General features: G+C 69.6%; 23 protein-coding genes and 1 tRNA gene. 12 read left to right on the top strand and 12 right to left on the bottom strand.

The window, feature by feature from the left end; genetic code table 11:
• Positions 1 to 15 precede the first annotated feature (15 nt).
• Positions 16 to 573, top strand: a complete 558-nt coding sequence (locus tag AB0H56_RS08920) for a histidine phosphatase family protein (RefSeq protein ID WP_357159433.1) — start codon at positions 16 to 18, stop codon at positions 571 to 573.
• 49 nt (positions 574 to 622) lie between these two features.
• Here AB0H56_RS08920 and AB0H56_RS08915 read toward each other — a convergent pair.
• Positions 623 to 696: transfer RNA gene (locus AB0H56_RS08915), tRNA-Met, on the bottom strand.
• A gap of 52 nt (positions 697 to 748) precedes the next feature.
• A complete protein-coding gene (locus AB0H56_RS08910; protein ID WP_357159430.1) occupies positions 749 to 2,272 on the bottom strand; it encodes an aldehyde dehydrogenase family protein in 1,524 nt (507 codons plus the stop codon).
• 114 nt (positions 2,273 to 2,386) lie between these two features.
• Between AB0H56_RS08910 and AB0H56_RS08905 the strand changes: the two genes are divergently transcribed.
• Positions 2,387 to 2,839, top strand: coding sequence for an Lrp/AsnC family transcriptional regulator (locus AB0H56_RS08905; protein WP_071926582.1), 453 nt, complete (start codon positions 2,387 to 2,389; stop codon positions 2,837 to 2,839).
• A gap of 65 nt (positions 2,840 to 2,904) precedes the next feature.
• The gene (gene lat, locus AB0H56_RS08900; RefSeq protein WP_357159427.1) at positions 2,905 to 4,245 is read left to right on the top strand and encodes an L-lysine 6-transaminase; all 1,341 of its coding nucleotides are present in this window, start codon (positions 2,905 to 2,907) and stop codon (positions 4,243 to 4,245) included.
• Between the two features lie 55 nt (positions 4,246 to 4,300).
• Here lat and AB0H56_RS08895 read toward each other — a convergent pair whose 3' ends face one another.
• The 5 genes from AB0H56_RS08895 to AB0H56_RS08875 all read right to left on the bottom strand — a co-directional run bounded on the left by AB0H56_RS08895 (position 4,301) and on the right by AB0H56_RS08875 (position 10,154).
• On the bottom strand, positions 4,301 to 4,648 hold the full coding sequence (locus tag AB0H56_RS08895) for a hypothetical protein (RefSeq protein ID WP_357159424.1): 348 nt from the start codon (positions 4,646 to 4,648) through the stop codon (positions 4,301 to 4,303).
• Positions 4,649 to 4,669: 21 nt separating this feature from the next.
• Positions 4,670 to 6,049: a DoxX family protein gene (locus tag AB0H56_RS08890; protein WP_357159421.1), complete on the bottom strand. Its 1,380-nt coding sequence runs from the start codon at positions 6,047 to 6,049 to the stop codon at positions 4,670 to 4,672.
• Between the two features lie 103 nt (positions 6,050 to 6,152).
• Positions 6,153 to 7,121 (bottom strand): patatin family protein, encoded by a 969-nt coding sequence (locus AB0H56_RS08885; RefSeq protein WP_357159418.1) that lies wholly within the window; start codon positions 7,119 to 7,121, stop codon positions 6,153 to 6,155.
• A gap of 148 nt (positions 7,122 to 7,269) precedes the next feature.
• Positions 7,270 to 9,075 carry an acetyl/propionyl/methylcrotonyl-CoA carboxylase subunit alpha gene (locus tag AB0H56_RS08880; RefSeq protein WP_357159415.1) on the bottom strand — a complete coding sequence of 602 codons (1,806 nt, stop codon included), beginning with the start codon at positions 9,073 to 9,075 and terminating at the stop codon, positions 7,270 to 7,272.
• A gap of 188 nt (positions 9,076 to 9,263) precedes the next feature.
• The gene (locus AB0H56_RS08875) at positions 9,264 to 10,154 is read right to left on the bottom strand and encodes a sulfurtransferase (protein ID WP_357160245.1); all 891 of its coding nucleotides are present in this window, start codon (positions 10,152 to 10,154) and stop codon (positions 9,264 to 9,266) included.
• A 154-nt stretch (positions 10,155 to 10,308) separates the two neighbouring features.
• Between AB0H56_RS08875 and AB0H56_RS08870 the strand changes: the two genes are divergently transcribed.
• Complete coding sequence (locus AB0H56_RS08870) at positions 10,309 to 11,082, top strand: transcriptional regulator (RefSeq protein WP_357159412.1); 774 nt, start codon at positions 10,309 to 10,311, stop codon at positions 11,080 to 11,082.
• Here the strand turns inward: AB0H56_RS08870 and AB0H56_RS08865 are convergent.
• The 3 genes from AB0H56_RS08865 to AB0H56_RS08855 all read right to left on the bottom strand — a co-directional run bounded on the left by AB0H56_RS08865 (position 11,008) and on the right by AB0H56_RS08855 (position 13,779).
• Positions 11,008 to 11,643, bottom strand: a complete 636-nt coding sequence (locus AB0H56_RS08865; protein WP_357159409.1) for a nucleoside triphosphate pyrophosphatase — start codon at positions 11,641 to 11,643, stop codon at positions 11,008 to 11,010. The genes AB0H56_RS08870 and AB0H56_RS08865 overlap by 75 nt on opposite strands.
• A 1-nt stretch (position 11,644) precedes the next feature.
• Positions 11,645 to 11,974, bottom strand: coding sequence for an acyl-CoA carboxylase epsilon subunit (locus tag AB0H56_RS08860; RefSeq protein WP_357159406.1), 330 nt, complete (start codon positions 11,972 to 11,974; stop codon positions 11,645 to 11,647).
• 164 nt (positions 11,975 to 12,138) lie between these two features.
• A complete protein-coding gene (locus tag AB0H56_RS08855) occupies positions 12,139 to 13,779 on the bottom strand; it encodes an acyl-CoA carboxylase subunit beta (RefSeq protein WP_110036979.1) in 1,641 nt (546 codons plus the stop codon).
• A 123-nt stretch (positions 13,780 to 13,902) separates the two neighbouring features.
• Here AB0H56_RS08855 and AB0H56_RS08850 point away from each other — a divergent pair, with 123 nt between their 5' ends.
• A complete protein-coding gene (locus AB0H56_RS08850) occupies positions 13,903 to 14,697 on the top strand; it encodes a biotin--[acetyl-CoA-carboxylase] ligase (RefSeq protein WP_357159403.1) in 795 nt (264 codons plus the stop codon).
• An 83-nt stretch (positions 14,698 to 14,780) separates the two neighbouring features.
• Here AB0H56_RS08850 and AB0H56_RS08845 read toward each other — a convergent pair whose 3' ends face one another.
• The gene (locus AB0H56_RS08845) at positions 14,781 to 15,746 is read right to left on the bottom strand and encodes an acyl-ACP desaturase (protein ID WP_357159400.1); all 966 of its coding nucleotides are present in this window, start codon (positions 15,744 to 15,746) and stop codon (positions 14,781 to 14,783) included.
• A gap of 127 nt (positions 15,747 to 15,873) precedes the next feature.
• Between AB0H56_RS08845 and AB0H56_RS08840 the strand changes: the two genes are divergently transcribed.
• Genes AB0H56_RS08840 through AB0H56_RS08830 form a run of 3 tightly spaced genes read left to right on the top strand, consistent with a single transcriptional unit; the run spans position 15,874 to position 18,439 of the window.
• Positions 15,874 to 16,404: a PH domain-containing protein gene (locus AB0H56_RS08840; protein ID WP_110036976.1), complete on the top strand. Its 531-nt coding sequence runs from the start codon at positions 15,874 to 15,876 to the stop codon at positions 16,402 to 16,404.
• 29 nt (positions 16,405 to 16,433) lie between these two features.
• On the top strand, positions 16,434 to 17,132 hold the full coding sequence (locus AB0H56_RS08835; protein WP_110036975.1) for a response regulator transcription factor: 699 nt from the start codon (positions 16,434 to 16,436) through the stop codon (positions 17,130 to 17,132).
• Positions 17,132 to 18,439 (top strand): HAMP domain-containing sensor histidine kinase, encoded by a 1,308-nt coding sequence (locus AB0H56_RS08830; RefSeq protein WP_357159397.1) that lies wholly within the window; start codon positions 17,132 to 17,134, stop codon positions 18,437 to 18,439. The genes AB0H56_RS08835 and AB0H56_RS08830 overlap by 1 nt, the downstream gene beginning before the upstream one ends.
• A gap of 1 nt (position 18,440) precedes the next feature.
• On the opposite strand, the gene AB0H56_RS08825 is transcribed toward AB0H56_RS08830, so the two are convergent.
• Positions 18,441 to 18,989 (bottom strand): GtrA family protein, encoded by a 549-nt coding sequence (locus AB0H56_RS08825; RefSeq protein WP_357159394.1) that lies wholly within the window; start codon positions 18,987 to 18,989, stop codon positions 18,441 to 18,443.
• 39 nt (positions 18,990 to 19,028) lie between these two features.
• On the opposite strand from AB0H56_RS08825, the gene AB0H56_RS08820 reads away from it, so the two are divergent.
• The 4 genes from AB0H56_RS08820 to AB0H56_RS08805 all read left to right on the top strand — a co-directional run bounded on the left by AB0H56_RS08820 (position 19,029) and on the right by AB0H56_RS08805 (position 22,859).
• The gene (locus tag AB0H56_RS08820) at positions 19,029 to 20,255 is read left to right on the top strand and encodes a 5-(carboxyamino)imidazole ribonucleotide synthase (RefSeq protein WP_357159392.1); all 1,227 of its coding nucleotides are present in this window, start codon (positions 19,029 to 19,031) and stop codon (positions 20,253 to 20,255) included.
• Positions 20,256 to 20,336: 81 nt separating this feature from the next.
• Entirely contained in the window at positions 20,337 to 20,840 is a 504-nt protein-coding gene (gene purE / locus AB0H56_RS08815; RefSeq protein ID WP_357159389.1) for a 5-(carboxyamino)imidazole ribonucleotide mutase, read from the top strand.
• 36 nt (positions 20,841 to 20,876) lie between these two features.
• Entirely contained in the window at positions 20,877 to 21,536 is a 660-nt protein-coding gene (locus AB0H56_RS08810) for a TetR family transcriptional regulator (protein WP_357159386.1), read from the top strand.
• 165 nt (positions 21,537 to 21,701) lie between these two features.
• Positions 21,702 to 22,859, top strand: coding sequence for an acyl-CoA dehydrogenase (locus tag AB0H56_RS08805; RefSeq protein WP_110036969.1), 1,158 nt, complete (start codon positions 21,702 to 21,704; stop codon positions 22,857 to 22,859).
• Positions 22,860 to 22,872: the final 13 nt, after the last annotated feature.

Here is a 22,872-nt window from a genome sequence, read left to right as displayed (position 1 = left end):
CTACTCTGGGCACTCGTGCAAACGGTGCTCAGAGTCGACCTCGTCGGCCACGGCCTGACCGAGGCGGTGCGCAAGGCGCGATTCCCTGTTGACGAACCCCTGGACGAATCAGGGCGGGCCGCGGTGCGGCGCGTCGCGGTGCGGCAGTACACGCCGCCTGCCGACGCCCAGGTGCGGACCGCGCCGGAGCGGCGGGCCCGCGAGACCGCGGAGGCGCTGGGCGTGGTGGGCGAGGTCGACGCGCGATTGCGCGACCTCGACGCGGGCTCGTGGCGCGGCACCGAGATGAGCTCGCTGGCACAGGATCAGTTGTTCGCGTGGCTGACCGATCCCGAATTCCGTGGACACGGCGGCGAATCGGTGATCGACCTGGTGGACCGGGCGCGCTTCTGGCTGGCCGAGATCGCCTCGGCCCGCCGCGACACGGTCGCGGTGACCCACCCCGCGGTGATCAGGGCGGCGCTGCTGGTGGTCCTCGACGCGCCACCGAAGTCGTTCTGGCGCATGGACATCCCACCCGGCAGCGTCACCCGGCTGCATTTCCGCGGCACGTGGACCCTGCGCCTGGGCTGACCCTGGACACGAAGAAAGGCCCCGGAAGAATCCGGGGCCTTTCCACCAGTAGCGGGAACAGGATTTGAACCTGCGACCTCTGGGTTATGAGCCCAGCGAGCTACCGAGCTGCTCCATCCCGCGTCGTAAATACCACTGTACACGGCCCGGCGCGGATGACGAAATCGCTTTCTGATCAGCCGAAATGTATGCCCTGTGCCAAGGGGAGCTCGGTGGAGTAGTTGATGGTGTTGGTCGCCCTGCGCATGTAGGCCTTCCACGAATCGGACCCGGACTCGCGACCGCCGCCCGTGTGCTTCTCGCCGCCGAACGCGCCGCCGATCTCCGCGCCGGAGGTGCCGATGTTGACATTGGCGATGCCGCAATCGGATCCGGCGAGGAACAGCTCGGCCTCGCGCTGGTCCAGAGTGAAGATCGCCGAGGACAGGCCCTGCGTCACATCGTTGTTCAGCGCGATGGCGGTCTCGACGTCGTCATAGGTGAGGACGTAGAGGATCGGCGCGAAGGTCTCCTCGCGTACCAGCTCGGTCTGCTCCGGCATGCGCACCACGGCCGGTCGCACGTAGTAGGCGTCCGGCCCGACCAGCTCCACTCGCTCACCGCCGCAGACGATCTCACCGCCGGAGTCGACCGCGCGCGAGAGCGCCTTCTGCATGGCGGTGAAGGCGCGCTCGTTGATCAGCGGGCCGACGAGCACCCCGTCGTCGAGCGGATTGCCCACGCGCAGTTGGCCGTACGCGGCGGCAAGGCGCTCGACGAGCCGATCCGCCACGGAGGTGTGCGCGATCAACCGGCGCAGGGTGGTGCAGCGTTGGCCGGCGGTGCCCGCGGCCGCGAAGACGATGCCGCGCACCGCCAGCTCCAGATCAGCGCTCGGCGCGACGATCGCGGCATTGTTGCCGCCCAGTTCCAGCAGGCACCGGCCGAACCTGGCCGCCACCTTCGGCGCGACCGTGCCGCCCATCCGGATCGAGCCGGTGGCGCTGAGCAGGGCCACCCGCGAGTCCTCGACCAGGGTCTCGCCGACCGCGACCCCGCCCTGGACCAGCTGGTGCACTTCGGGATCGGCGCCAACGTCGACCGCCGCGCGGCGCAGCAGCGTGTGACAGGCCAGCGCCGTCAGCGGGGTGGTCTCCGAGGGCTTCCACACCACCGTGTCGCCGCAGACCAGCGCGATCGCGGTGTTCCACGACCACACCGCGACCGGGAAGTTGAACGCCGAGATCACCCCGACCACGCCCAGCGGATGCCAGGTCTCCATGAGCCGATGGCCGGGCCGCTCCGACGGCATGGTCGCGCCGTAGAGCTGGCGCGAGAGCCCGATCGCGAACTCGCAGACGTCGATCATCTCCTGCACTTCGCCCAGCGCCTCGGCGCCGATCTTGCCCGCTTCCAGCGTCACCAGCTCGGCGAGCTCACCCTTGTGCGCGACCAGCAGTTCGGCCAGCCGGCGCACCAGCGCCGCGCGGACCGGCGCCGGGACGGTGCGCCAGCTCTCGAACGCGGTGGCCGCCCGGTCGATCGCAGCGTCGACGGCGGCGGGGGTGTCGGCGGTCAGCTGGAGCAGGGTGCCGCCGGAGATGGGTGTGCGGGCGAGCCAGGTGCCCGGCTCCGGCACGCTCGCTCCGAGGCCGTGCAGCAGGGCCCTGGCGCGCAGCGAGAGCTGCTCGGAGAAGTGCTCGGTCACGGTGTGGGTCATCGCTGCTCACCTTCTGCTCATTGGTACGGCTCACGGAAAAGTTGGGTCGAATTCGGTGGGGGAACAGAAAGAAGTTTTCCCCGCGCGACCCTCGCGCTGGGTTAGCCTTCGCTGATGGCGGATACACCGGCGAGACCTCAGCTCGACGACATCGATCGACTATTGATCAAAGAACTCATGAGCGACGGTCGCGCCACGTTGTCGAACCTGGCGGAGAAGGCCAGCCTCTCGGTCTCGGCGGTCCAGTCGCGGGTGCGCAGGCTCGAAGCGCGCGGGGTGATCCGCGGATACGCGGCACACGTGGACCCCGAGGCACTCGGGCACCTGTTGTCGGCGTTCGTCGCGATCACTCCTCTCGACCCGTCCCAGCCCGATGACGCGCCCGCCCTGTTGCAGCACATCCCCGGGATCGAGGCGTGCCACTCGGTGGCGGGCGAGGAAAGCTATGTGCTGCTGGTCCGGGTCGCCTCCCCGCGGCATCTGGAGCAGCTGCTGCAGGAGATCAGAGCCACCGCCAATGTGCGGACGCGCAGCACCATCATCCTGCAGACATTCTACGACAGGTAACGATTCCTCGTAATTGTTCCGCGATTTCGTAGAGGTTCCGTAAATATTTGCGTACCCTCGGTGGCGTGACCATCGAACTGGAGCGCCCCGGCGCGGCGGTCACCCCCGCCAACCGGGTCAACGAAATACTGTCCTCGCACATCCTCGCGGACGGCTTCGAGCTGGTGCTCGACCTACACAAGTCGCACGGCCGCACGCTCATCGACGAGCGCGACGGCACCGCCTACCTCGACATGTTCGGCTTCTTCGCCTCCAACGCGCTCGGGATGAACCACCCGGCACTGGCCGACGACGAACGCTTCCGCGCCGAACTGGCCACCGCCGCGATCAACAAACCCAGCAACTCCGACATCTACACCGTGGAGATGGCTCGCTTCGTCGAGACCTTCGCCCGGGTGCTCGGTGATCCAGCGCTGCCGCACCTGTTCTTCGTCGACGGCGGTGCCCTCGCCGTCGAGAACGCGCTCAAGGTGGCATTCGACTGGAAGAGCAGGCACAACGAATCACACGGCCGCTCACCGGAACTCGGCACCAAGGTGCTGCATCTGACCGGGGCGTTCCACGGGCGCAGCGGATACACGCTGTCGCTGACCAACACCGATCCGATCAAGACCGCGCGCTTCCCCAAGTTCGACTGGCCGCGCATCGAGACGCCACATCTGTTCGCGGGCCCCGACATCGAGGCACTGGAGGCCCGCGCCATCGCCCAGGCCGCGCAGGCCTTCGCCGATCATCCGCACGACATCGCCTGCTTCATCGCCGAACCGATCCAGGGCGAGGGTGGCGATCGGCACCTGCGTCCGCAGTTCCTCGGCGCCATGCGCAGGCTGTGTCACGACAACGACGCGCTGTTCGTGCTCGACGAGGTGCAGACCGGCGTCGGCATGACCGGAAGCACCTGGGCCTACCAGCAATTGGACGTCCAGCCCGATGTCGTGGCCTTCGGCAAGAAGACGCAGGTGTGCGGGATCATGGCCGGTGGCCGCGTGGACGAGGTGCCCGACAACGTCTTCCGGGTGAGCTCGCGGCTGAACTCCACCTGGGGCGGCAACCTCACCGACATGGTGCGCACCCGCCGCATTCTCGAAGTGCTGGAACGGGATCGGCTGATCGAGAAGTCGGTGCCGCTGGGCGCCTACCTGCTCGGCGAGCTCACCCAGCTCGCGGTCGCGCATCCGGACAAGGTGAGCGAGCCCCGCGGCCGCGGCCTGATGTGCGCGATCACGCTGGCGACCCCGGACCTCCGGGACCGGGTGGTGACCGCGCTGCGGGAACGTCAGCACGTGCTGCTGCTCGGCACGGGGGAGCGGGGCATCCGGTTCCGTCCGCCACTCACCGTCACCGAGGACGAACTCCGGCACGTCGTGGACGCGCTCGACGCGGTGCTCCTGCGCGAACACCTCTAGCGCACGGGGGTTGCCCGGCCGAAGCCGCCGCGCTTCGGCGGGCGGCCCACCGCCGCTATTCGACCGGGGTCACGGTGAGACCCAGTGCGCCCGCGACGAAGCGGTGCACCGAGGCCAGGCCGGCGGCCAGCGCTTCGTCCTCGCCGGGCCTGGCCCAGCCGGTGACGGTGGCTGTGCCGTCCGGGCCGGGTGTCACGCCGATCTCGGCGACCAGTTCGGCGGTGGTCGGCACGCAGACGGCCCAGGAGAAGTGGGTCTCGTCGGCCCACTGCGCGGCGCGGGTCGCGACGTAGCCGGGGTCGGTGACGCCGCCGTCGGCGAGCGCGGGGCGATCGTCGATGCGTTCGTCGGCGCGCAGGGCGCGCAGGTACCAGGCGCCTGCGTTGATCTCGATCGGTTCCACGGGCCGAGCCTAGTGCGGCGGCTAGCGGTAGTACGGCGTGGCCTGTACCCAGTGGAATCCGCGGGAGACGGCCGGGAAGCCGGCCAGGTCAACCAGGTCCAGCCGCATGCGCACCGCGCGGCCGCCGAGCGTGCCCGTCAGAACGAGTTGGTCGGGTTGCGGCCGAACGTAGTCGAAGACCGCGATCTTCCACTGGTGCCCGGTGTCCTTCGACAGCGTGATGGTGTGCCGTTCGGTGTCGACGCGTGCGGGGAAGGACACCAGGGAGTCGTCGAGCCGCTGGGCCGTCACGCCCTGCGGGATGTCGAAGATGATGCGGCGGAATCGTTCCGTGGCGCTCGGGAGCCTGCCGTCGTCCGGTGCGCGGAAGTCGACGACGGCGGGGACCGGCTCGCCCGCCACCGAGTACTCGGTGACGTTCCAGATGCCGTACAGCGGGGACTTCGGCCGCGCGCCGCCGTAGGTGTGCCACCCGTCGTAGGCCTCGACGGCGGTGGCGCACAGCAGCCACAGCCCGAGCAGCACCTGGGCGACCGAGAGGACCCGCCGGCCGCGCGGTGTGGTGAGCGGGAGCGCCTGCGTGTGGGCGGGAACCTGCTGCCCGAGCAGTGCCCGCACGATCCGGACGATGTGCGGCGCCGCCAGGATCGCGGCGTACAGGAGTACCTGCAGGGCGAACAGCTTCACCGGCACGTCGAAGGTGAGATTCACCAGTACCACCTGCAGCGCCACGAGCACGGCGAGCACCGCGCCGAGGCCGGCGGTGAGCGGCAGGATCAGCAGCAGCGCGGCGGTGACCTCCGCGGCGCCGAGCGCGATCTCGTAGGGCTCCGACAGCGAGGACTGCGCCCACAGCACCGCCATCGGGCTCATGTGCCCGAACGGTTCGACCAGCCGCTCGAGGTTGAACGACATCTGCGTGGGCAGCACCTTGATCATTCCGTACAGCAGCAGCGCGCTCACCAGGGTGAACCGCAGCAGCAACCGGAACCACGCGAACAGGCGGACGTAGTTCGGGCGGCGACGGTCGAGCACCGACCACGCGACGGTGACCGGCACCGCCACCAGCATCAGGGTTGACACGGCGACCCACTTCGCCGCGGTGTCGCCGCTGCCGGTGACCACGTAGTCGACCCGAACGTCGAACACGTGCGCGCCGATCCAGTCGGTGAGGGGATGCAGCGCCGCCCACTTGGCGACCCCGGCCACCGTCTCCTGCGACAACCCCAGGGTGCGCAGCAGTGCGTGCAGCAGCCACGTCCCCGCCATCCCGACACCGACCGTCACGAACGCGAACCGGAACAGGACGAGGGCAGCCGGATGCCACCGCTCGACGGATTCCGGACCGAGGTCGTGACGAGCGACCTCGGGCTCCCGCCGAGCCAACACCTCTGTACTCACCCGTCACTCCTCGTTTCGACCGCCCTGCGGGTGAAACGCTATGGGCGCGGGTCGAACCGGGAAATCCGGCAAAGTTGGTGCCCCGAGGATTCGGGCCAGTGGTTCAGGCGGGGCGCACCGCGGGGCCGAGCAGGGTGTGCACGGCGGTGCGGCCGATGTCGAGCGCGCGCGTGAGCAGGTCGGTGTCGCGGGCGGCGCTGTCGATGGCGGGGGAGTCGGCGGGCGGATGGACCTGGAGCACGCGCGTGCCGAGGCCGGCCAGGAAGTCGTCCTCCACTGCCTGCTGACCCGGTCGCTGCGACCATGCCCGGAACGCGCCGGGCGCGATGGCGCGCATGTAGCCGCCGCCGACGACGCGATGCAGCCACGGCGCGGGCGGGCGGACCTCGTCGGTGCGGCGGGTGCGCAACACCAGGGCGTGCGTGGTGCCCGCCGCGACCGCCGAACGGATCGGCACGGTCTCGGAGAGCCCACCGTCGAAGTAGCTGCGCCCGCCCAGATCCACCGGCGGACCGGCGAGCAGGGGCAGGCCCGCCGAGGCGCGCAGCGCGGTCATCAGCGTGGTCTTGTCGACGATGTGCGGGCCGAGGTCCACCGGTTCACCGGTGCGGACGTCGGTCGCGATGGGGTGGAAGGTGGTGGGGTTGGCCAGGATGGCCGGGAAATCCATCGGCTCGATGCCGTCGTAGACCTGGTGGACGAGGTAGCGCAGGTCGAACACAGGCCGTCCGCGCAGGATCCGCACCGGATCGACCACGCGCCGCATGATCGTCGCGTCGGTCCAGGACCGCATCCCCGTCGCCGCGCGCCCGCACAGCAGCCACGCGCCGTTGATCGCGCCTGCCGAGGTGCCGTACACCGCGTCGAACACCCCGGACAGCCCGAGCTCCTCGAGCGCCTGCACCATGCCGCTGGAATAGACACCGCGACTGCCGCCGCCCTCGATCACCAGCGCCAGCCGGTGCCCGTCGGCGCGCTCGCCCGTCTCGCGCCGCCCGCTGATCACCTCGGCGACCGTGGCCGGACCCGGGGAAGCCGACGGGTCCTGATCGATCTGCGCACTGCTGGTCACCCGATCCACGATACGACAGCGCGCGGGCGTCCGGCCTGGCACGAAGGCTGATCTTCGCCACTCGTTCACCCGGGCTGCGGGCGGAGTTGGGGTGGAACGAGAGCGGGCGCCGGTCGATGTCGACCGGCGCCCGCGCTACGTCTGCGTGCTACTTGATCTCCGCCAGGACCGTGCCCTGGGTGATCGCGGCGCCGGCCTCGACGCTCAGCCCGGTGACGACACCGGCCTTGTGCGCGTTGACCGGGTTCTCCATCTTCATGGCCTCGAGCACCACGATCAGGTCGCCCGCCTCGACGGTCTGGCCCTCTTCGACGGCGACCTTCACCACGGTGCCCTGCATGGGCGCGGTGACCGCGTCACCGGAGGCCGCACCGGCACCGGCACCGCCACGCTTGCGCGCCTTCGGCTTCTTGCGGATGACGCCCGCGCCGTTACCGGCCGAACCGGCCGCACCGCCACCGAGGGTGAACTGACCGGGCAGCGACACCTCGACGCGACGGCCACCGACCTCGACGACGACCTTCTGCCGGGGCAGGGCCTCCTCGTCGTCCTCGGCGACGCCACCGGCCGTGAACGGCTCGACGGTGTTCTTCCACTCGGTTTCGATCCACTTGGTGTAGACGTCGAACTTCTCGCCGTCACCGATGAACGCCGGATCCTCGACGATCGCGCGGTGGAACGGGATGACCGTGGCCAGGCCGTCGACCTCGAACTCGGCCAGCGCGCGCCGGGCGCGCTGCAGGGCCTGCTCGCGGTTCTCGCCGGTGACGATCAGCTTGGCCAGCATGGAGTCGAACTGACCGCCGATGACGCTGCCTGCCACCACGCCGGAGTCGACGCGCACGCCGGGGCCCGAGGGCTCGCGATAGACGCTGACCGGGCCGGGCGCGGGCAGGAAGCCGCGACCGGCGTCCTCACCGTTGATCCGGAACTCGAAGGAGTGCCCGCGCGGGGTGGGGTCTTCCTTGATGGTCAGCTCTTCGCCGTTGGCGATGCGGAACTGCTGACGCACCAGGTCGATGCCCGCGGTCTCCTCGGTGACCGGGTGCTCGACCTGCAGGCGGGTGTTCACCTCGAGGAAGGACACCGTCTCGCCCTGCACCAGGTACTCCACGGTGCCCGCGCCGTAGTAGCCCGCCTCGCGGCAGATGCGCTTGGCCGACTCGTGGATCTTCGCGCGGACCTCGTCGGACAGGAACGGCGCGGGCGCCTCCTCGACGAGCTTCTGGAAGCGGCGCTGCAGCGAGCAGTCGCGGGTGCCCGCGACGACGACGTTGCCGTGCTGGTCGGCGATGACCTGGGCCTCGACGTGGCGGGCCTTGTCCAGGTACTGCTCGACGAAGCACTCGCCACGGCCGAAGGCGGCCACGGCCTCGCGGGTCGCCGACTCGAACAGCTCGGGGATCTCCTCGATGGTGTGGGCGACCTTCATGCCGCGGCCACCGCCACCGAAGGCGGCCTTGATGGCGACCGGGACGCCGTACTCCTTGGCGAAGGCGACGACCTCGTCGGCGTTCTTGACCGGGTCCTTGGTGCCCGCGGCCATCGGGGCCTGCGCCCGCTCGGCGATGTGGCGCGCGGTGACCTTGTCGCCCAGGTCGCGGATGGACTGCGGCGAGGGGCCGATCCAGATCAGCCCGGCGTCGAGGACGGCCTGGGCGAAGTCGGCGTTCTCGGAGAGGAAGCCGTAACCCGGGTGGATGGCGTCGGCGCCGGACTTGGCCGCGGCGTCGAGGATCTTGTCGAACACGAGGTACGACTCGGCCGAGGTCTGACCGCCGAGGGCGAAGGCCTCGTCGGCGAGCTTCACGAAGGGAGCGTCGGCATCGGGCTCGGCGTACACCGCGACGCTGGTGATCCCCGCGTCCTTGGCAGCCCGGATCACGCGGACCGCGATCTCGCCGCGGTTAGCTACGAGTACCTTCGTGATCCGTGCGCTGGCATGGCTGGGCACTGAGCCTCCTGTGTGCAATCTTTGGTCGCTTCGGGGGACGGGTCGCCGTGTAGGCCCCGCGCCCGGTATCGACAACTTTCGTCTCGGGCGAGTGTAGGCAGTGTGCCAATTCGGCCCGCACTCGGCTAGCCCTACTGTCGAGTAGGTCGCAGGTCACACTACTCGCCGTACCTGGCTGTGAACACGTTTCAATTGATCCGGCTATGGCTGCCCGGTTCGGCGCCGCGCGCGATGGGCAGGCGAACCGAATTCCCCCATTCGATCCAGGAGCCGTCGTAATTGCGCACCGACCTGCGACCGAGCAGGAAGGCCAGGACGAACCAGGTGTGGCTGGAACGCTCGCCCACCCGGCTGTAGACGACCAGATCCTCGGCGGGCAGCGCGCCGTAGACCGCGTCCAGCTCGGCCCGGCTGCGGAAACGGCCGTCCGGCCCGCAGGCGGCGGTCCACGGAATGTTCACCGCCGACGGGATGTGCCCGCCGCGCAGCGCCGCGTACTCCTGATCGAGCGGCTTGTCCTCCAGCTCGCCGGAGTACTCCTGGGCCGAGCGCACGTCGACCAGCGGGGCACCGAGCCGGGCCAGCACATCGTCACGGAACGCGCGCGCGAGCGAGTCGTCCCTGGCGACGAGGGGGTAGTCGCTTGGCGCGAGGAGGGGCAGGTCGAAGGTGGTGTCGCGCTCCTCCGAGATCCAGGCGTCGCGGCCACCGTCGAGCAGGCGCACGTCCTCGTGGCCGAAGAGGGTGAAGATCCAGGCGGTGTGCGCGGCCTGGGCGTTGCCGCGGTCGCCGTAGATCACCACTGTGTCCTCGCGCCGGATGCCCTTGGCCCGCATCAGTTCGGTGAAGCGCGGGCCGTCGACGTAGTCGCGGGTCACCGGGTCGCTCAGATCGCCACGCCAATCGATCTTGACCGCTCCCGGGACATGGCCGATGTCGTAGAGCAGGATGTCATCGTTGGACTCGATGATCTTCACCCCGGGCACTCCGATGTTTGCGGAGAGCCATTCTGTGGTTACCAATCGATGCGGGACTGCGTAGGAACCGAAGGCGGGGTGCGGATCCGGGGCGACGGGCACGGTGTGGTCCTTCACGCGAGAGTATGGGCGGGTGCGAGGAGTGTGATCTCGTCGCAGCCGATGGTATGTCTGTGGTGGCACATCACGAATCGACACAATGGTCGAATAAAGCGCAGGGCCGTCCGATAAAGTCTCTGGAGAGGAGGGGTGAGCTATGTCCGATTCTTGGCCGCGGCGGCGACTGCTCGCGATCCTACGTGGCGCGACCGAGCCCCTCGACGCCCAGGAACTGGCCAGGATCACCGGACAGCACGTCACGACCGTGCGTTTCCACCTCGATGTGCTCACCCGCGAATCGCTGGTCCGCCAGTTCCAGCAACCCCCGCGCGGCCGTGGCCGCCCGCGCATCGGCTATCGCGCCGTCCAGCGCTCGGTGGGTTACCAGGAACTCGCCCAGGTCCTCGCCGATCACCTCGGACCCGATCCGATCACCCGCTCCGCCGCCGCGATCGCCGCCGGCCGCGCCTGGGGCGCGCGGATGGACATCGGCGCGCACCCGGTCGAGACGCTGGCCGACGCCAGGGACATCACGATGTCGCTGATGTCGGAACTCGGCTTCGCCCCCGAGAAGGACCCGGTCGGCGAGACCGAGGAACACGTGCAGATCACGCTCACCGCGTGCCCGCTGCGCGAACTGGCCCGCTCGCACTCCGAGGTGGTGTGCGGTGTGCACATGGGGCTCATGCGGGAGGTTCTCGACCGCAACGGCGCCCGCGGCCGCGTGGACGTGCGGCTGCATCCCTTCGTCGAGCCGGAGCTGTGCCAGGCCAGGCTGGAACTCACCCTCGGCGCGGAGAACTCCGCCACGGCACCCGGGGTGCCCGCCGCGGCCGACGAGCCGGTGATCGCGCCGTCAGGCCCGCGCGTCCCGCCACAGCTGCGTGACACCGACGCCGACATCTTCGAGCAGCCTGCGCAGCAGCGGTAGCCCGATCCCGATGACGCTGGACGGATCGCCCTCGATCCGGTCGACGAACCAGCCACCCAGCCCGTCGAGGGTGAACGCCCCGGCGACCTGCAGCGGTTCGCCGGTGGCGATGTAGGCGTCGAGCTCGTCCGGCTCGGGTTTCGCGAAATGCACGGTGGTGCCGCTGCATTCGGCCGACTCGGCCACGATCGCGCCGTCGCGCAGCCGCAGCACGCAATGGCCGGTGAGCAGGTCGGCACTGCGGCCCGCCATCTCGGCCCAGCGGGCCCTGGCGACCTCGGGCGTGTGTGGCTTGCCCTGCAGCCGTCCGTCGACGAGCAGCATGGAATCGCAGCCGACGACGACACAGTCGGTGGCGAACTCGGGAATCGAGGCCGCGACGTCGGCCGCCTTGGCGCGGGCCAGGGCGACGACGACGTCCTGCGGGGAGGTGCCGGGTGGGAGTGCGGCCGCGACCGCGTCCTCGTCGACGCCGGAGACCCGCACGACGGGATCGATGCCCGCCGTGCGCAGGACCCCGAGGCGGGCCGGGGACGCGGAGGCCAGGACCAGCCGGGTCACCTCAGCGCAGGTGCGACAGCAGCGGGTACGCGTACGGCGAGAACGGGGAGTTGCCCCGGTGCTGCAGCGTCGGCACACCCCAGCTGTCGGCCGGGCCGGCGGGGGCGCTCGCCGGTGCCGCCGCGGCGGCCGCGCTCAGCACGGCGACCAGGGCCGCGATGTCCTCGTCGGTGGGCGCGCCCTTGACGATGCGGAACAGGGGCTCACCGAGTGCCTCGGCGGATTCGCCGGTCACCGCGCTCGCGGACAGTTCGACCTCGTCGACGAGTGGTTCGACAGCGAGCTCGAGCTCGGCGGCGGTCAACACGTCTTCTTCTGCCACAGTGGTCACAGTGCCAGATCCTTCCTGCCTCATCCGGGAGGTCCTCCCGGGCGATGCTGTACTACTCCGAATGACTACAGCGCGGTTGCCGCGATCATTCCCGGTAGGGACGCGACGATCAACTGTTGCGTCTCATAGTCAAGTGTGCGCGGCCTACCGGGGATATCGCGTTTTCAGAGCGGAATGTTGCCGTGTTTCTTCGGCGGAAGGGTCACCATCTTGCGCTCGAGCAGGCGCAGCGCCGACACGATCTGACCGCGCGTGTGCGACGGCGGGATGACCGCGTCGACGTAACCGCGCTCGGCCGCCACGTACGGGTTGACGAGGGTGTCCTCGTACTCGTTCTGCAGCTCGAGGCGCAAAGCGTCCACGTCGGCGCCGCTCTTGGCGGCCTCCGACAGCTGCTTGCGGTAGACGAAACCGACGGCGCCCGAAGCACCCATGACGGCGATCTGCGCGGTCGGCCACGCCAGGTTCACATCGGCGCCCATGTGCTTGGAGCCCATGACGTCGTAGGCGCCGCCGTAGGCCTTGCGGGTGATGATGGTGATCTTTCCCACAGTGGCCTCGCCGTAGGCGTAGAGCAGCTTCGCGCCGCGGCGGATGATGCCGTTGTATTCCTGGCCGGTGCCGGGCAGGAAGCCGGGCACGTCGACCAGGGTGATGATCGGGACGTTGAAGGCGTCGCAGGTGCGTACGAAGCGCGCGGCCTTCTCCGAGGCGTCGATGTCGAGGCAGCCGGCGAACTGGGTCGGCTGGTTGGCGACGATGCCGACGCTGCGGCCGTCGACGCGACCGAAACCGCAGATGATGTTCATCGCGCGCTCGGCCTGCACCTCGAGGAACTCGTCGTCGTCGAGCAGCCGGGTGATGACCTCGTGCATGTCGTACGGCTGATTCGGCGAGTCCGGGATGATCGTGTCGAGCTCGAGGTCCTCGTCGGTGAGCGAGTCCTCGATCGCGCCGGTGATCGGGTCGCTCGGCTCGTGCCGGGGCGCCTCGGCGCGGTTGTTGCTCGGCAGGTAGCTGAGCAGGTCCTTGACGTAGTCGAGGGCGTCCTGCTCGCCGGAGGCCACGTAGTGGGCCACGCCGGACTTGGTCATGTGGGTGTGCGCGCCGCCGAGGTCCTCCATGGTGACCTCTTCACCGGTGACGGTCTTGATCACGTCGGGGCCGGTGACGAACATCTGCGAGGTCTGGTCGACCATCACCACGAAGTCGGTGAGCGCGGGGGAGTACACGTGGCCGCCCGCGGCGGGGCCCATGATCAGCGAGATCTGCGGGATCACGCCGGAGGCCTGCACGTTGCGGTGGAAGATCTCGCCGTAGAGGCCGAGGGAGACCACGCCCTCCTGGATACGCGCGCCCGCGCCCTCGTTGATGCCGACGAGCGGACGGCCGGTCTTGAGCGCCAGGTCCATGACCTTGACGATCTTCTCGCCGTAGACCTCGCCGAGGGAGCCACCGAAGACGGTGACGTCCTGGGAGAAGATGCACACGTCGCGACCGTCGATGGTGCCGTAACCGGTGACCACACCGTCGCCGAGCGGGCGGTTGTTCTCCAGGCCGAAATTCACGCTGCGATGCTTGGCGAGGGCGTCGAGCTCGACGAAGGAACCCTCGTCGAGCAGGGCCAGGATGCGCTCACGCGCGGTCATCTTGCCCTTGGCGTGCACCTTGTCGACTGCGGCCTCACCCATCGGGTGTTGCGCTTCTTCCAGCCGATTCCGCAGGTCAGCCAGCTTCCCGGCGGTCGTGTGGATATCGGGGGCGCCCGCCGATTCCGATGCGGGCTGCTGCTGGACACTCGTCATGGGTTGCGAGTGTAACGAGTGACACCTCGTCGCACTACGGCAGTACGGCTACTCGCCGGTAGAGAAATCCCAGCTAGGTGCGGCCCCAAGATCGTCGCCCGCGGGCCGAGTAGCGTGCCGGGAATGAACAGGGCACCGATCGATGCGCAGCGTCTGCACAGCTCCCTGGCCGATGGGCCGCTGTCGTTCTACGACCGGATCGACGTCGTCGAATCGACCGGATCGACCAATGCCGATCTGGTGGCCCGTGCCGCCGATACCGCCCTGGATCGGCACGCGCTGCTCGCCGAGACCCAACTCACCGGGCGCGGCAGGCACTCGCGCTCGTGGGTGAGTCCGCCGCGCGCGCAGATCTCGCTGTCGGTCCTGGTGCGACTGCCCGACATCGACCCCACCACGCTCGGCTGGCTGCCGTTGCTCACCGGCGTCGCCGTGGTCGACGCGCTGCGCGAGACGCCGGGTGTGCGCGCCGACCTGAAGTGGCCCAACGACGTCCTGCTCGGCGGCCGCAAGCTGGCCGGGATCCTGGCCGAGGTGGCCGCCACCGGCGCCGCGCCGGCCGTGGTGGTCGGCGTCGGGCTCAATGTCGATCTCGACGAGTCCGAACTGCCCGTCCCGCACGCGACGTCGCTGACGCTGTCCGGGGTGGACACCGATCGCACCGCGCTGGTCGCCGCGATCCTGACCCAGTTCGCCGCCCGCTTCACCGCGTGGCAGCGGGCGGGCTGGGCGACCGATGAACTCGCTGCGGCCTACCGCGAGCGGTGCGCCACCATCGGCGTCGACGTGCGCGCCGAACTGCCCGGCGGCCAGGTGATCACCGGCGTCGCGACCGGGGTGGACGACACCGGCAGGCTGCTCATCGGTGACCGGGCCGTCTCGGCGGGCGATGTGTCCCATCTGCGCGGGCAGTACTGACTGCTCGCGCGGCCCGGCCCGCCGGTCAGGCGCTCTTGCGTCGCGGTGGCGACTGACCGGTGGTCCGGGCCGCGAACCGGGACTCAGCGGGCCGCGACTCCGGCGTTGCGCTCGGCGACCTCGCGCTCGCGGGCGAGCAGCCGGTCGCGCTGCTCCTCGAACTTGAGCACGTCCTTCTCCAGCTTCACCAGGAACTGCGCGAGCTCGTCGCGCGCGATCTCGCCGGCGGGCCCGAAGTCGTTGCGGCCGAAGATGTCCCACTGCTTGAGCACGGGCCGCACCACCTCGTCGAGGTGCTGGCGCAGGTCGTAGATGCCGTGCTTGGCCATCAGCACGCCGTTGCGCCGCCAGTTCGGCATACCCGCGCCGGGCATCTCGAAGTTGGTGAGCACCTTGGTGATCGCGGGCATGGCCTGGTCGGGAACCAGGTCGAGGGCGGCCGCGCACAGGTTGCGGTAGAAGATCATGTGCAGGTTCTCGTCGGTGGCGACGCGCGCCAGCATGCGGTCGGCGATCGGGTCGTCGCAGACGCGGCCGGTGTTGCGGTGGCTGACCCGGGTGGCCAGCTCCTGGAACGTCACGTAGGCCACGTTGACCAGGAACCCGCCCCAGTTCGCCGGGGCGTGCGCGCCCTGGGTCATGTGGACCATGCGCGCCTGCTCCAGCGCCACCGGGTCGACGCCGCGGGTGACGACCAGATAGTCGCGGATCACGATGCCGTGGCGGTTCTCCTCGGCGGTCCAGCGGCCCACCCAGGTGCCCCAGGCGCCGTCCTGGGAGAAGTTCTCGGCGATCTCGCGGTGGTAGGAGGGCAGGTTGTCCTCGGTGAGCAGATTGGTGATCATCGCGGCCTTGGCGACATCGGTGAGCTTGGATTGCTCCGGCTCCCAGTCGATTCCGCCCATCGCGGCGAAGTTGCGGCCCTCGTCCCACGGCACGTAGTCGTGCGGGTGCCAGTCCTTGGCGATCGAGAGGTGCCGGTTCAGATTCTGTTCGGCCACCGGTTCCAGGGCCGTGAGGATTTCGAGCTGAGTCAGGGCTTTGGTCACGCGTGCCTCCACTGTCGGGTGTCGAGCAAGCAGAAATGGGCAAAACCTGGCAACGAGCGTCGAATCACAGTATCGCCTCGGCCGTGGCATCGAGAAATGCGGTGTGACAACGGGGTATCGTTCGGCCATGGGGTACCCGGAGGACGTTCTCGCGCCCGACGAACAGCTGATCCTGCACCGCCACCCGCATTGGAAGATGCTGGTGTGGCCGGTGATCACACTCATCGGCGGGACCGCGATCGCCGGGTTCCTCGGTGGCCTCGCCTGGCGCAACACCGAAGGCCACGTGCGCACCGTGCTGCTGATCCTCATCGGGCTGATCTGGCTCGGGCTCATCCTGTGGCGCTGCGTGGGCAAGGTGATCGCCTGGAAGTCCACTCATTTCATCATCACCGACCGGCGAGTGCTGGTGCGACAGGGCGTGATCACCCACACCGGCATCGACATCCCCCTCAGCCGCATCTCCAGCGTGCAGTTCCAGCACGGAGTGTTCGACCGGATGCTCGGCACCGGCACGCTGATCATCGGCTCCTCGTCGGAGGAACCGCTCGAATACGACGACATCCCGCAGGTCCAGCAGGTGCACGCGCTGCTCTACCACGAGGTGTTCGAGGCGGGCAGCCGCCGCGACCAGTCGTGGGGCGGCGGTTACCGGTGAGCGCGCGGCGGCATCCGTAATCTGAGCACATGACCGCCGTACTGCTCGCCGAGGACGACGAGGCGATCGCCGCCCCGCTCTCCCGCGCCCTCGGCCGCGAGGGTTACACCGTCACCGTCGAACGGTTCGGGCCCGCCGTGCTGCGCCGTGCCCTCGAAGGCGACCACGACCTGCTGATCCTCGACCTCGGCCTGCCCGGCATGGACGGGCTGGAGGTGTGCCGTCAGGTCAGGGCCAGCGGCGCCGATCTGGCGGTGCTGATGCTCACCGCGCGCACCGACGAGGTCGACTTCGTCGTCGGGCTCGACGCGGGCGCCGACGACTACGTCGGCAAGCCGTTCCGGCTCGCCGAACTGCTGGCCAGGGTACGGGCCCTGCTGCGGCGCAGCGGCATCGGTGACGACGCGGTGGAGGTCGGCGGTATCCGGCTCGAACCGGCGGCTCGGCGCGTGCTGGTCAACGGGGCCGAGGTGAACCTGGCCAACAAGGAGTACGAGCTGCTCAAGGTGCTCATCGACCGGGCCGGGCAGGTGGTGCCGCGCGAGACCATCCTGCGCGAGGTGTGGGGCGACGCCGACCTGCGCGGCTCCAAGACCCTCGACATGCACATGTCCTGGCTGCGCCGCAAGATCGGGGACGAGGGGCCGATGGCGGAGCGGCGCATCGTCACCGTGCGCGGCGTCGGCTTCCGGTTGAACACCGACGGACCGTCGACCGGCAGAGGCTAGTGCGTCGCCGCATCCTGCGCTCGATCCTGACCGTGCTGACCATCACCACGGTCGTGCTCGGCGTGCCGCTGATCTACACGGCCTGGCTCTGGGTCGAGGACATCACCCGCAACGACCTGCAGAGCAGGCTCGAGCGCATCGCCGCCGAGGTGATCGCCCAGGAACGCGCCGACGGCATCGTGCCCGACGGGCTGGACACCCGCGCGATGCGGGCGCTGGTGCCGGAGGGCGGCAAACTCACGATTGTCTATCCGGCGCCGCACGACAACGCCGCCCGCAGCGACATCGGCGTCGAGCACGTCGACGATCCGCTGGTGGAATCGCTGTCGATGGGCACCTCGGGGTCGCTGCGGCTGGAAGTGCCCGCGGGGCCGATGAAGGCCAGGCAGGAGCAGGCGGTGGCCGCCGTGGCGCTGGCCGTGCTCGCCTCGCTCGGCGCCGCCTTCTCGGTCGCGGTGGTGACCGCGCGGCGGGTTGCCGATCCGCTGCGTGACGTGGCCGCGCGCGCCGCCCGGCTGGCGATGGGCGACTTCCGGCCCGACCCGCGCAGGCACGGGATCGCCGAACTGGATCGCGTCTCCGATGTGCTCGACTCCGCGACCGTCGAGATCGCGGGCCGATTGCAGCGGGAGCACGCGCTCGTCGCCGACGTCTCGCACCAGCTGCGCAGCCGCCTGACCGCCGTGCGGCTGCGCCTGGACGAGCTGTCGACGCACGCCGATCCCGAGGTGGTGCACGAGGCCGAGGAGGCCATGGCGCAGGTCGACCGGCTCACCGACGCCATCGACGACCTGGTGCGCGCCTCCCGCGACGAGGACGCCGCCGACCGCGATCCCGTGCCCGTGATGGCCGAGCTGCGCGGGGTGATGGCCGAATGGGCGCATCCCTTCACCGAGGAGGGCCGCGAGCTGCGGCTGATCGGTGACGAGTCGCTGCGCGCGCCGATCACCGGCTCGCGGCTGCGCGAGGCGGTCGCGGTGCTGGTCGACAACGCCCTGATGCACGGCGGCGGCACCTGCACGGTGTCGGTGCGCACGGTGCCGACGATGAGCGCGCGTGACCCGCTGATCTGCGTGGAGGTGGCCGACGAGGGCGAGGGGGTGCGCGACGAACTCGCGCCGCACATCTTCGATCGCGGGTTCTCGGCAGGCGGATCGACCGGTGTGGGCCTGGCCCTGGCCCGTGCCCTGGTGGAGGCCGACGGTGGGCGGTTGGAGCTGCAGCGGCGGCGTCCGGCGCTGTTCGCGGTGTTCCTGGGGTCCAAGGTCAACCGGTCACCGAACGCGACCCTCACCGAGCCACGCTGACTCAGCTGTGGCCGAGGTGCTCTTGCTCTTCCTCGATCAGGTCCTCGAGCTCGGCGACGATCTCGTTCATCTCGTCGGGGAAGACCCAGCGGCGCATCGCCCAGAACCGGAACGCCATCTGCAGCAGGTTGCCGATGATGAACGCGCTGACGAAGTCGGCCACGTTCTCGACCAGGAAGCTCACATTCGGCTGCCGCAGATCGAAGACGTAGCTCGAGATCCACAGCGGGATGTTGCTCAGCACCACGCCGATGCCGCTGACGCCGAAGAACAGCAACGCCTCGTGATGCTTCTCGCGGCCGCCGCGATTCTTGAACGACCACTCGCGGTTGAGGATGTAGGACGCGATCACCGCGACCACGCCGGAGATGATCTTGGCGGTGACCGGCTTCTCGCTGAGTACGGTCCATTTCAGGAGGTAGAACAGGCCGCTGTCGATCACGAAGGTGGTGGCACCGACGATGGCGAACTTGATCAGCTCACGGTGCCGGTACGCGATATCGCGCAGGCGCGGGGGAAGGACGCTGACCACGTCGTCGACGATTGACACGAGTTCCGAGTGTACCGGTAGCAAAGATTCGCTTTCGACATGACAACATTGCACGACGTGAGTGCACGTTCGTTCGATCCGTCTGCCATGCCCACCGTCACGATGGTCGGTGGGGGCCAGCTCGCGCGCATGACCCACCAGGCCGCCGTCGCCCTAGGCCAGCGGTTGCGGGTGCTCGCCGAGCGCCCCGACGACCCCGCCGCGCAGGTCACCCCCGAGGTGGTCCTGGGCAGCCACGGCGATCTCTCGGCCCTGCGCAAGGCCGCGGTCGGCTCGCACGCGCTGACCTTCGACCACGAGCACGTGCCGACCGAGCACCTCGAGGTGCTGGTCGCCGAGGGCGTCAACGTGGCGCCGCCGCCGCAGGCGCTGATCTACGCCCAGGACAAGCTGGCCATGCGCACCAAGCTGTCCGAGCTGGGGCTGCCGGTGCCCGCGTTCGTCGAGGTCACCGCTCCCGCCGACGCGATCGCCTTCGGTGACGAGCACGGCTGGCCCTTCGTGCTCAAGGCCGTGCGCGGCGGCTACGACGGTCGCGGCGTGTGGATGCCCGCCGACGCCGCCGAGGCCGAGCGCCTGGTCACCGATCAGCTCGCGCACGGCGTGCAGCTGCTCGCCGAGGCCAAGGTGGACCTGGCGCGCGAGCTCTCGGCGATGGTCGCGCGGTCCCCGTTCGGGCAGGCCGCGACCTGGCCGGTGGTCGAGACCGTGCAGCGCAACGGCCAGTGCGCCGTGGTGCTCGCGCCCGCCCCCGACCTGGACGAGGACCTGGCCGCGCGCGCCGAGACGATGGCGCTGGAGCTGGCGGCCGGTCTCGGCGTGGTCGGCGTGATGGCGGTGGAGCTGTTCGAGACCCACGACGGCGAGATCCTGGTCAACGAGCTGGCGATGCGCCCGCACAACTCCGGCCACTGGGGCATGGACGGCGCCCGCACCGGTCAGTTCGAGCAGCATCTGCGCGCGGTCCTGGACTACCCGCTCGGTGACACCACCCCGCTCGCCCCGGTGACGGTGATGGCCAACATCCTCGGCGCGCCCGAGGCGCCCGCGATGTCGATGGACGAGCGGCTGCACCACCTGTTCGCCCGGCTGCCCGAGGCGAAGGTCCACCTCTACGGCAAGGGTGAGCGGCCCGACCGCAAGATCGGCCACGTCAACATCCTCGGCGAGGATGTCACCGAGACGCGGGAGAAGGCCGAGCGCGCGGCGCACTGGATGTCGCACGCCGTCTGGACCGACGGCTGGGACCCCCACGGCACCGACTGATCCACCCCGCACCAACCACCATGGTTTGCGGCGAGGTCACGAGGCCGAAAACCCGCGGCACCAGCCGCAGAAAGGTTCAGCATGAACAACGGTCCCCAGGTCGGTCTGATCATGGGCAGCGATTCCGACTGGCCGACGATGGAGGCCGCCGCCGAGGCGCTGGCCGAGTTCGGTGTGCGTTTCGAGGTCGGCGTCGTCTCCGCGCACCGCACCCCGCAGCGCATGCTCGACTACGCCCGTGACGCGGCCGGGCGCGGCATCCAGGCGATCATCGCGGGCGCCGGCGGCGCGGCCCACCTGCCCGGCATGGTCGCCTCGGCCACGCCGCTGCCGGTCATCGGTGTGCCGGTCCCGCTGAAGTACCTCGACGGCATGGACTCGCTGCTCTCGATCGTGCAGATGCCCGCGGGCGTCCCGGTCGCGACCGTCTCCATCGGCGGCGCCCGCAACGCGGGCCTGCTCGCGGTGCGGATCCTCGCCGCCGCCGACCCGGCCCTGCGCACCCGCATGGAACAGTTCCAGGCAGGCCTGGAACAGATGGTCCTCGACAAGGACCAGGCCCTGCGCACCAAGCTGCTGGGCTAGGACGGCGCCGTCGTGGGCGGTGACTACGGTGGGCGGGTGGCTCACGACGATGCGGCGCAGTTCCGGCTCACGGTGGTGGATCAGGCGTTGCGGTTGTTCGCCGAGCGGGGGTACGAGGCGACGACCGTGGACGAGATCGCGGTGGCGGCCGGGATCTCCCGGCGGACCTTCTTCCGGCAGTTCCGGTCCAAGGAGGACGTGATCTTCGCCGATCACGAATTCCAGCTCGCGCTGGCCGCCGAGTCGCTGGAGCGGTCGGCGGGCGATCCGTGGGACGCGGTGTGCGAGGCCGTGGTCGGGGTGTTCGAGCGGTTCACCCAGTGGCGCGATATCGCCGCGCGCCGGTATCAGGTGGTGCGCCGGGTGCCGGCGCTGCGTGAGCGCGAGATCGTCACCGTGTTCCGGTACGAGCGGCTGTTCACCGACTTCCTGCGCGAGCGGCTGCCCGAGGTGCCCGATCTGGTGCGGGTGCAGTTCACCGCGGCGGTGACCGCGACGCACAACTATCTGCTGCGCCGGATGGTGCGCGGGGAGCCCGCGGCGGCGGTCGCCGATCTGCGCACCGAACTGGCGCTGATCCCCCGTGGACGGCGGGAGCGGGCGGTGGGCGAGGAGATGGTGGTCGCGGTGTTCCCGCGGGACATGCCGTCGCGCCAGGTGGCGGACCTGATCACCGCCCGGCTCGATAACCTGTGAACGCGGCCCGGACCGCAGCGCCATGATGTGACACTGAGTGCCATCGACATATGCCCATGTCGTTCGCGACCGGCGAGGGTATAATCTGAGCCGAATGGCACTCGGTGCCGATTGTTCGACGCTGTCGACCGCAGCGATCATCACCCACGACCAGGAGCGTGCCCGATGGCGGGAAACCCGGATTTCAACCTGTTCCAGCTCGAGGACTTCCACGATGAGCTCCGCGGCGCCATCCGCGGCCTCGCCGAGAAGGAGATCGCGCCCTACGCCAAGGACGTCGACGGCAACGCCCGCTTCCCCGAGGAGGCGCTGACCGCCCTCAACGCGGCCGGCTTCAACGCCGTGCACGTGCCCGAGGCCTACGGCGGCCAGGGCGCCGACTCGGTCGCCACCTGCATCGTGATCGAGGAAGTCGCCCGCGTCTGCGGCTCGTCCTCGCTGATCCCGGCCGTGAACAAGCTGGGCACCATGGGCCTGATCCTCAACGGCTCCGAGGAGCTGAAGCAGAAGGTCCTCGGCGACCTGGTCGAGGGCAAGATGGCCTCGTACTGTCTGTCCGAGCGTGAGGCCGGTTCCGACGCCGCCTCCATGCGCACCCGTGCCAAGGCCGACGGCGACGACTGGGTCCTCAACGGCTCCAAGTGCTGGATCACCAACGGCGGCAAGTCCGAGTGGTACACCGTGATGGCCGTGACCGACGCCGAGAAGGGTGCCAACGGCATCTCCGCGTTCATGGTGCACAAGGACGACGAGGGCTTCGTCGTCGGCCCGCTCGAGCACAAGCTGGGCATCAAGGGCTCGCCCACCGCCGAGCTGTACTTCGAGAACTGCCGCATCCCGGGTGACCGCATCATCGGCGAGCCCGGCACCGGCTTCAAGACCGCGCTGCAGACCCTGGACCACACCCGTCCGACCATCGGCGCGCAGGCCGTCGGCCTGGCCCAGGGCGCCCTGGACGCCGCGATCGCCTACACCAAGGACCGCAAGCAGTTCGGCAAGGCCATCGCCGACTTCCAGAACACCCAGTTCATGCTCGCCGACATGGCGATGAAGGTCGAGGCCGCCCGCCTCATGGTCTACACCTCCGCGGCCCGCGCCGAGCGTGGCGAGAAGAACCTGGGCTTCATCTCCGCCGCCGCCAAGTGCTTCGCCTCCGACGTGGCCATGGAGGTCACCACCAACGCCGTCCAGCTCTTCGGCGGCGCCGGCTACACCACCGACTTCCCGGTCGAGCGCATGATGCGCGACGCCAAGATCACCCAGATCTACGAGGGCACCAACCAGATCCAGCGTCTGGTGATGTCGCGCCAGATCCTGCGCTGATCGCCTCGTCTCG

Source organism: Nocardia sp. NPDC050717 (genome assembly GCF_040654275.1).
Lineage (GTDB): Bacteria > Actinomycetota > Actinomycetes > Mycobacteriales > Mycobacteriaceae > Nocardia.
Note: the sequence above shows the minus strand (reverse complement) of the source record. Positions and strands in the feature narration are given on the sequence as shown.